The sequence below is a fragment of the Protofrankia sp. CiP1_Cm_nod2 genome, assembly GCF_920664355.1.
In the GTDB taxonomy this organism is placed as follows: Bacteria; Actinomycetota; Actinomycetes; order Frankiales; family Frankiaceae; genus Protofrankia.
Map to the genome: position 1 here is coordinate 18,294 of NZ_CAKKTL010000038.1, position 6,972 is coordinate 25,265.

Annotated in this window: 6 protein-coding genes; 5 read left to right on the forward strand and 1 reads right to left on the reverse strand. The window is 71.0% G+C overall.

The features are described from left to right. Positions 1–188: 188 nt before the first annotated feature. From rplM to glmS, 4 genes are all read left to right on the forward strand, one after another. On the forward strand, positions 189–632 hold the full coding sequence (gene rplM / locus NBW84_RS06475; RefSeq protein WP_250282630.1) for a 50S ribosomal protein L13: 444 nt from the start codon (positions 189–191) through the stop codon (positions 630–632). 34 nt (positions 633–666) lie between these two features. After that, positions 667–1,074, forward strand: a complete 408-nt coding sequence (gene rpsI, locus NBW84_RS06480; protein WP_250282632.1) for a 30S ribosomal protein S9 — start codon at positions 667–669, stop codon at positions 1,072–1,074. A 400-nt stretch (positions 1,075–1,474) separates the two neighbouring features. After that, positions 1,475–2,821: a phosphoglucosamine mutase gene (glmM, locus tag NBW84_RS06485; RefSeq protein ID WP_250282645.1), complete on the forward strand. Its 1,347-nt coding sequence runs from the start codon at positions 1,475–1,477 to the stop codon at positions 2,819–2,821. Positions 2,822–2,991: 170 nt separating this feature from the next. Continuing rightward, on the forward strand, positions 2,992–4,923 hold the full coding sequence (gene glmS / locus NBW84_RS06490; RefSeq protein ID WP_250282634.1) for a glutamine--fructose-6-phosphate transaminase (isomerizing): 1,932 nt from the start codon (positions 2,992–2,994) through the stop codon (positions 4,921–4,923). Positions 4,924–5,874: 951 nt separating this feature from the next. On the opposite strand, the gene NBW84_RS06495 is transcribed toward glmS, so the two are convergent. Next, positions 5,875–6,414 carry an SWIM zinc finger family protein gene (locus NBW84_RS06495; RefSeq protein ID WP_250282636.1) on the reverse strand — a complete coding sequence of 180 codons (540 nt, stop codon included), beginning with the start codon at positions 6,412–6,414 and terminating at the stop codon, positions 5,875–5,877. Positions 6,415–6,777: 363 nt separating this feature from the next. On the opposite strand from NBW84_RS06495, the gene NBW84_RS06500 reads away from it, so the two are divergent. Continuing rightward, positions 6,778–6,972: NAD(P)H-hydrate epimerase (locus NBW84_RS06500; RefSeq protein ID WP_445548649.1), on the forward strand; the 195-nt coding region annotated here is incomplete at its 3' end.

The window sequence follows — 6,972 nt, forward strand, 5'->3', positions numbered from 1 at the left end:
CATGGATCGGTGCATGGGGGTCCCCGGCCGGTCGTGCCGATCGCCTGGTAGCCTCAAGGACTGCCGCTCCTGTCAGGTGGCGAGGCCTGTGTTGGCCGCGCGTCCTGGCGCAGCCGGCGGCTTCTGAGCCACTCATCTGAGCGGTTCGCAGGCACGATACGCATCCGCTGACAAGAAAAGGCAGACCTGTGCGCACGTACCAGCCCAAGCCCACAGACGTCCAGCGTGCCTGGCATGTCATCGATGCCACGGACGTGGTGCTCGGCAGGCTGGCCAGCCAGGCCGCCCAGCTGTTGCGTGGCAAGCACAAGCCGACGTTCGCTCCGCACATCGACACCGGCGACTTCGTCATCATCGTGAACGCCGGCAAGGTGGCCCTCAGCGGCAACAAGCGCGAGCAGGCCAAATACCACCGCCACTCCGGCTATCCCGGCGGTCTGCGCAGCGTCTCCTACGGGTCGCTGCTGGACACCCGGCCGCAGCTCATCATCGAGAAAGCCATCAAGGGCATGCTGCCGAAGAGCAAGCTGGGCCGGGCGCAGGGCACCAAGCTGAAGGTCTACGCCGGGCCGACGCATCCGCACCAGGCCCAGCAGCCCCAGCCGTTTGCAATCACCCAGGTCGCGCAGTAAGCCGCGGACCATCTGACCAGGAAGGACAGACGACGTGGCTGTCGTGACCGACGCCCAGGGCAATCCCCGCGCCACCGGCCGGCGCAAGGAGGCTGTTGTCCGGGTACGCCTGCTGCCGGGCAGCGGCAAGTGGATTCTCAACGGGCGCTCCCTGGAGGACTACTTCCCCAACAAGGTGCACCAGCAGCTGGTCAACGAGCCGCTCAAGGCGGTGGACCGGGCCGAGTCCTACGACGTGGTCGCCCGGCTGCACGGCGGTGGGGTCTCCGGCCAGGCCGGCGCACTGCGGCTCGCGCTCGCCCGGGCGCTGATCACCGCTGAGGAGGAATCCCGCCCGGTGCTGAAGAAGGCCGGTTTCCTGACCAGGGATGCCCGGGTCAAGGAACGGAAGAAGTACGGCCTGAAGAAGGCCCGGAAGGCACCTCAGTACAGCAAGCGCTGACGTTCCGGGACGGACCGCCACCCGCCTTCGTCCTGTTCGTTCGGAATATTGTTTGCGCGCTCCGTAGCCCGCGTGGCATCCGCCCGGGCTGCGGAGTGCGCGGCTATGCTTCTCATCACGTGGTCGCGTACTCCGGAGCGTCTCTCCAGGATGGCGAACGCGTGATCGAGTCTTTTCGCGCGCATCCGGGAGTCCCAGGGCATCCGCCAGGCGAAGGAGCGTGTACGAAGAGCGCGTTCGTGCTTTTCCTCGCGTGCCCACGGGCCGTCACGATGCCGGTGGCCCGCAAGAGCGCGCGGCCATGGTCTTTCTCACGCCCTCGGCAGGTCCCGGGGAATCCGGCGGGACCGCGGTCCGCGGGCGGCGTCCGACACGGGATGAACTGACGGCGGTGACCACTATGGTGAGGCTTTTCGGTACCGACGGCGTTCGCGGAGTCGCCAACGTCGATCTTACGGCCGAACTGGCGCTGGGGCTGTCGGCAGCGGCCGTGAGGGTGCTCACCGAGCACCGTCCAGCCGGCTCCGGGCGCCCGGCCGTGGTGGTCGGGCGGGACACCCGTCCCTCGGGGGAGTTCCTGGAGGCGGCGGTCGTCGCGGGGCTCGCGTCGGCCGGTGCGGACGTGCTGCGCATCGGGGTGGTCCCCACGCCCACGGTGGCGCACGCGGTCGCCAGCTCGGGGGCGGACCTCGGCGTGATGCTCTCGGCGAGCCACAACCCGATGCCGGACAACGGCATCAAACTGTTCGCCGCGGGCGGGCAGAAGCTGCCGGACGAGATCGAGGACGAGATCGCCGAACGCCTCGCCGCGCCGGTGCCCAACCGTCCCACCGGTGCGGCCATCGGCCGGATCCGTGACGATCAGGACCTTGTCGAACGGTACGCGCGGTTCCTGCTGGCGGCCGTTCCCGTCGCGCTGACCGGCCTGCGGGTCGTGGTCGACTGCGCGCAGGGGGCCGCGTACACGCTGGCGCCGCGCGTGCTGCGGGACGCCGGGGCCGACGTGATCGCCCTGCACGCGGACGGTGACGGCACCCGGATCAACGACGGCTGCGGCGCCACCCATCTGCAGGCGCTCCAGGCGGCGGTGCTCGAGCACGGCGCCGACGTCGGTATCGCGCACGACGGCGACGCCGACCGCTGCCTGGCCGTGGACGCCAACGGCGAGATGGTCGACGGCGACCAGATCCTCGCCCTGTCCGCGCTGGGGCTGCGCGAGCACGGCAAGCTCACCGACGACACGGTCGTGGTGACGGTGATGTCGAACCTGGGCTTCCACCACGCGATGCGGGACGCCGGGATCCACGTGGTCGCGACCCCGGTCGGCGACCGCTACGTCCTGGAGGCCATGCGTGAACGGGGGCTCGCCCTAGGTGGGGAACAGAGCGGGCACGTCGTCTTCCTCCAGCACGCGACGACCGGGGACGGGCTGCTGACCGCCCTGCAGGTGCTCGGCCGGATGGCCGAGACACAACGTCCGCTCGCGGAGCTCGCCAAGGTCATGACAAGGCTGCCGCAGGTGCTCGTCAACGTCCCGGGTGTGGACCGGTCGAAGGTGTCCACGTCACCGGAGCTCGCCGCCGCGGTCGCCGCGGCCGAGGCCGAACTCGGGGACGACGGCCGGGTCCTGCTGCGCCCGTCCGGCACGGAGCCGCTGGTCCGGGTCATGGTGGAGGCGCCGACCGGGGAGCAGGCCCGGAGGGTCGCCACCCGCCTGGCGGCGGTCGTCCGCGGCGCCCTGGGCTGAGACACCCCGCGAGGCGCCTGCCGGGATGCCCGGCGTGGTGCCCGCGGGCCCTGCCTGCGTCCGAAGCGTTATTACCGGCAGCGAACACCGCTATCACCACCAGTAGACGCAAAGGCGTGTAATGAGTCCTCCCCGGTGGGCGCGGGCCGCTGATTGCGTACGCTGACCGCATGTGTGGGATCATCGGGTACATCGGGGGACAGCCCGCGCTCGAGGTGGCTCTGGCCGGGCTTCGCCGGCTGGAATACCGGGGCTACGACTCGGCGGGCGTGGCCGTGGTCGTCGACGGCGGGCTGCGTACTCTGCGCAGAGCGGGCAAACTGGCCAACCTGGAAAAGGCGCTCGCCGAATCGGAGACCAGTCCACAGGGAACCGTCGGTATCGGCCATACCCGCTGGGCGACGCACGGCGGGCCGACGGACGGCAACGCGCATCCGCACACCGACTGCACCGGTGCCATCGCCGTGATCCACAATGGGATCATCGAGAATTTCGCGAGCCTGCGGGCCGGCCTGGAGCGCGACGGACACGAGCTCGTCAGCGAGACCGACACCGAGGTCGTCGCGCACCTGCTGGAGGACGAGCTCGCCACGGTGAACGCCTCGGACGGGCCCGCGGCAGCGGCCGGGGGGGCTGGGGCCGCCGGGCCCGGCGAGGAGGCCGCAGCGGCCGGGGCGAGCCGGCTGACCGAGGCATTCCGCCGGGTGTGCCGCCGCCTGGAAGGCGCCTTCACGCTGGTCGTGGTGCACCGGGACCATCCCGACGTGGTGGTCGGGGCGCGGCGTAACAGCCCGCTCGTAGTCGGTGTCGGTGCCGGCGAGGCCTTCCTGGCCAGTGACGTCGCGGCTTTCATCGCGCACACCCGCAGCGCCGTGGAGATCGGCCAGGACCAGATCGTCGAGGCCCGCCGCGACGGCGTGACCATCACCGACTTCGCCGGCAACCAGGTCGAGGGACGCCCGTACCACGTCGGCTGGGACGCCAGCGCCGCGGAGAAGGGCGGCCACCCCTACTTCATGCTCAAGGAGATCAGCGAGCAGCCGGCCGCCCTCGCCGACACCCTGCGCGGCCGTCTGTCCGGCGACGCCGAGATCGTCCTCGACGAGGAGCGCCTGTCCGCCCAGGACTTCCGTGATGTGAACAAGGTGTTCATCGTCGCCTGTGGCACGGCCTACCACGCCGGGCTCATCGCCAAGTACGCCATCGAGCACTGGACGCGGCTGCCCTGCGAGGTGGAGATGGCCTCGGAGTTCCGTTACCGCGACCCGGTCCTGGACCGTTCCACGCTGGTCATCGCCATCAGCCAGAGCGGTGAGACGCTGGACACCCTGATGGCGGTCAAGCACGCGCGGGAGCAGAAGGCCCGGGTGCTGGCGATCTGCAACACGAACGGGTCGACGATCCCGCGGGAGTCCGACGCCGTCCTGTACACCCGCTGCGGCCCCGAGGTCGGGGTGGCCTCGACGAAGACCTTCCTCGGCCAGGTGGCCGCGTGCCTGCTGGTCGGGCTGTACCTGGCGCAGGTCCGGGGGGTGCTCTACGGCGACGAGGTCGCCCGGTACGTCGAGAAGCTGCAGGCCATGCCGGCCCTGGTGGGCGAGACCCTGGCCACGATCGAACCGATGCGGGCGCTCGCGCGCACCCTCGCCGACGCCAGGGCCGTGCTCTTCCTCGGCCGGCATGTCGGCTACCCGGTCGCTCTCGAGGGCGCTCTCAAGCTCAAGGAGCTCGCCTACATGCACGCGGAGGGCTTCCCCGCCGGGGAGCTCAAGCACGGCCCGATCGCGCTCGTCGAGCAGGGGCTGCCGGTTGTCATCGTGGCGCCGTCCCCGCGGGGGCGTTCGCACCTGCACAGCAAGATTGTTTCCAACATCCAGGAGGTCCGGGCCCGCGGTGCCCGGACCATCGTCATCGCCGAGGAGGGTGACACCGTCGTGGAGCCCTATGCCGAGCACCTGATCCGGGTGCCGGCGACGCCGACCCTGTTCGCCCCGCTGGTGACGACGCTGCCGTTGCAGGTCTTCGCCTGCGAGCTGGCCCTTGCCCGCGGCCTCGACGTCGACCAGCCGCGCAACCTCGCCAAGTCCGTCACCGTCGAATAGCCGCCGTATCCGGAGCCTCTCGAAGCCCATGCCGGCCGGGCCACGAGAGGCTCCGGGTGGTGAGGCTCCGGATGGTGGGAGATGCGGCGCCGGGGCGGCGGATATGCTGGCCCGGCGCATCCAGGTGCTCGAGGGCATATCTTCGCCGGGCCTCGCCGCTGATCCGTTCCGCTGGCCTGCTGAGGTCCTGTTGAGGATTCATCAAGGGATCGCCGAGAGCCGCACGACAAGTTGTCGGATATTTGGTTTTCAGAGTGAGTTCGGCGACAAATCGCGTCGATTGATGTTCTTCTGTTGACCTGAAACAGTGTCGGCTAAGAAACTTTCTCCAGGCTCACGGACGGACTGGCCGGCTCCCCGGGCATGAGGAGCGCCGCCCGAGGGCCGTAAGGGGAACAGAACCAGATGCGCCGGCTCCCGCGAGCGGCCCGGGCGGCCCAGCTCCCGCGGATTCCCGGGGCGGCCGGGCCGGTTCCCGGGCTCGCCCTGCCGGTGGAGCGGATCCGGCGGGCTCAGCGGGCGCGGGAAGGACGTGATCGCGCCGCCGCTTGCTTCGCTGGCTGTGGTCAGCCGCGGGCGTCCGGCCCATGGCAGGCCAACGGCCGCTGCCGCCGTCCGTGCCGCGGGCGTGTCCGCGGGTGGCCCGGCCAGCCGATGATCATCAGGGTCATACGGCTGGATCGTCCGGCCGTTCGCGCACGCCCCACCCTGGCGGTCCAGGTCCCGTGTCCGGCGGGACTGCCGACCGTCGCCGCGGGCGCCGTGACCCCGCGTCCGCGGCGACAGGCTGCCACCGAAGGCGATGGGCTGCCGGGAGAAAGCATCCCTTCTGGTCATCTGTCCGGTCGTCTGCTGGGCCTGCCGGGTAGGAGGTCGCTGTCGGCGGATGTCGATGAACCCGCCACAGCCCGTGGCCGGTGGGCCTGGTTCGGGCCGGGCCGGCCCTCGGGCTCATCCGGTCGGGTGCGGACGCCGCCAGCGCGCCGCGGCCTCGCGTAGGTCCATGGCCAGAATGTCGTTGACGGCGGCGAGGTCGACCACCAGGTCGACCAGTGCCGGCCCGTCCAGGCTCTCGAGGAAGTCACGCAGGTCGATGGGCTGGCCGTCGGCGTCGTAGAAGCCGTCGTCGGTGTGGTCGACGTCGTCGCTGTCCTCGTTGGGGTCGATGGCACCCGTGGCCACCAGCGCCAGCGCGACGGCGTGCGCGCAGAACTGTTCGACGGCGCCGGTCGGACAGGTGCAGGTCGAGCCCGGTGTTCCGTCGATCACCGAGAGCTGGGTGTGGGTGAGCTGGTCGCCGTCCACGGTGCCGGACGCGCTGCTCGGGCGGATTCTCAGGTCGCCGACCCGTCCCTGCAGCGCGAGAGCGACGCCACGGGTGAACTCGCCCAGGCCCGCGAGGCGTGCGCACTCGTCCTCGTCGAAGACTGCGTGCAACGGTGTGATGGCGATGTCGTCATGTCCGTTTGGCCCCGACTGGTTGACGATCATCGGGTAATTCTACGAGACATACCGTCTACGGGTGCGGGGCCCTGGCGGTCTGCCACAGCTCACGGCCATGGTGCGCGTCCTGGCCCGCGCCCGCGGCCGCGGCTGACGGCCGACGTGGTCTCGCGACGGCCGTGCGCCCGCGCCACGGCCGCGGCCGGTGACCGGCCGTGGCACGAACCGCCGTCGTGATCGTGCGTGGGAGGCTCGGGCGCGCGGCTGTGGCGCCCGCCGTCGCGGAAGGCCGGCCGCGGGCGCCGTGACGTGGCCACCGGCCGTCTGCCGAAGGCATCGCCTCCATGGGTACCAGCAGGTATCGACGGGATGGGCGGGACGGCCCGCTGGGGAAGACGGGAGCATGGCGGCATGAGGTCTGCGCACACGGTCGCTCAGGTCCGTCAGGCCGAGGCGCGGCTGCTCGCCAGCCTGCCTCCGGGCCTGCTGATGCAGCGGGCCGTGCACGGGCTGCTGTCCCACGCGGCCCGCCGGCTCGGGCGGGTGTACGGCGCCCGGGTCGTCGTGCTGGCCGGTGGCGGCGACAACGGCGGCGACGCGCTGTGG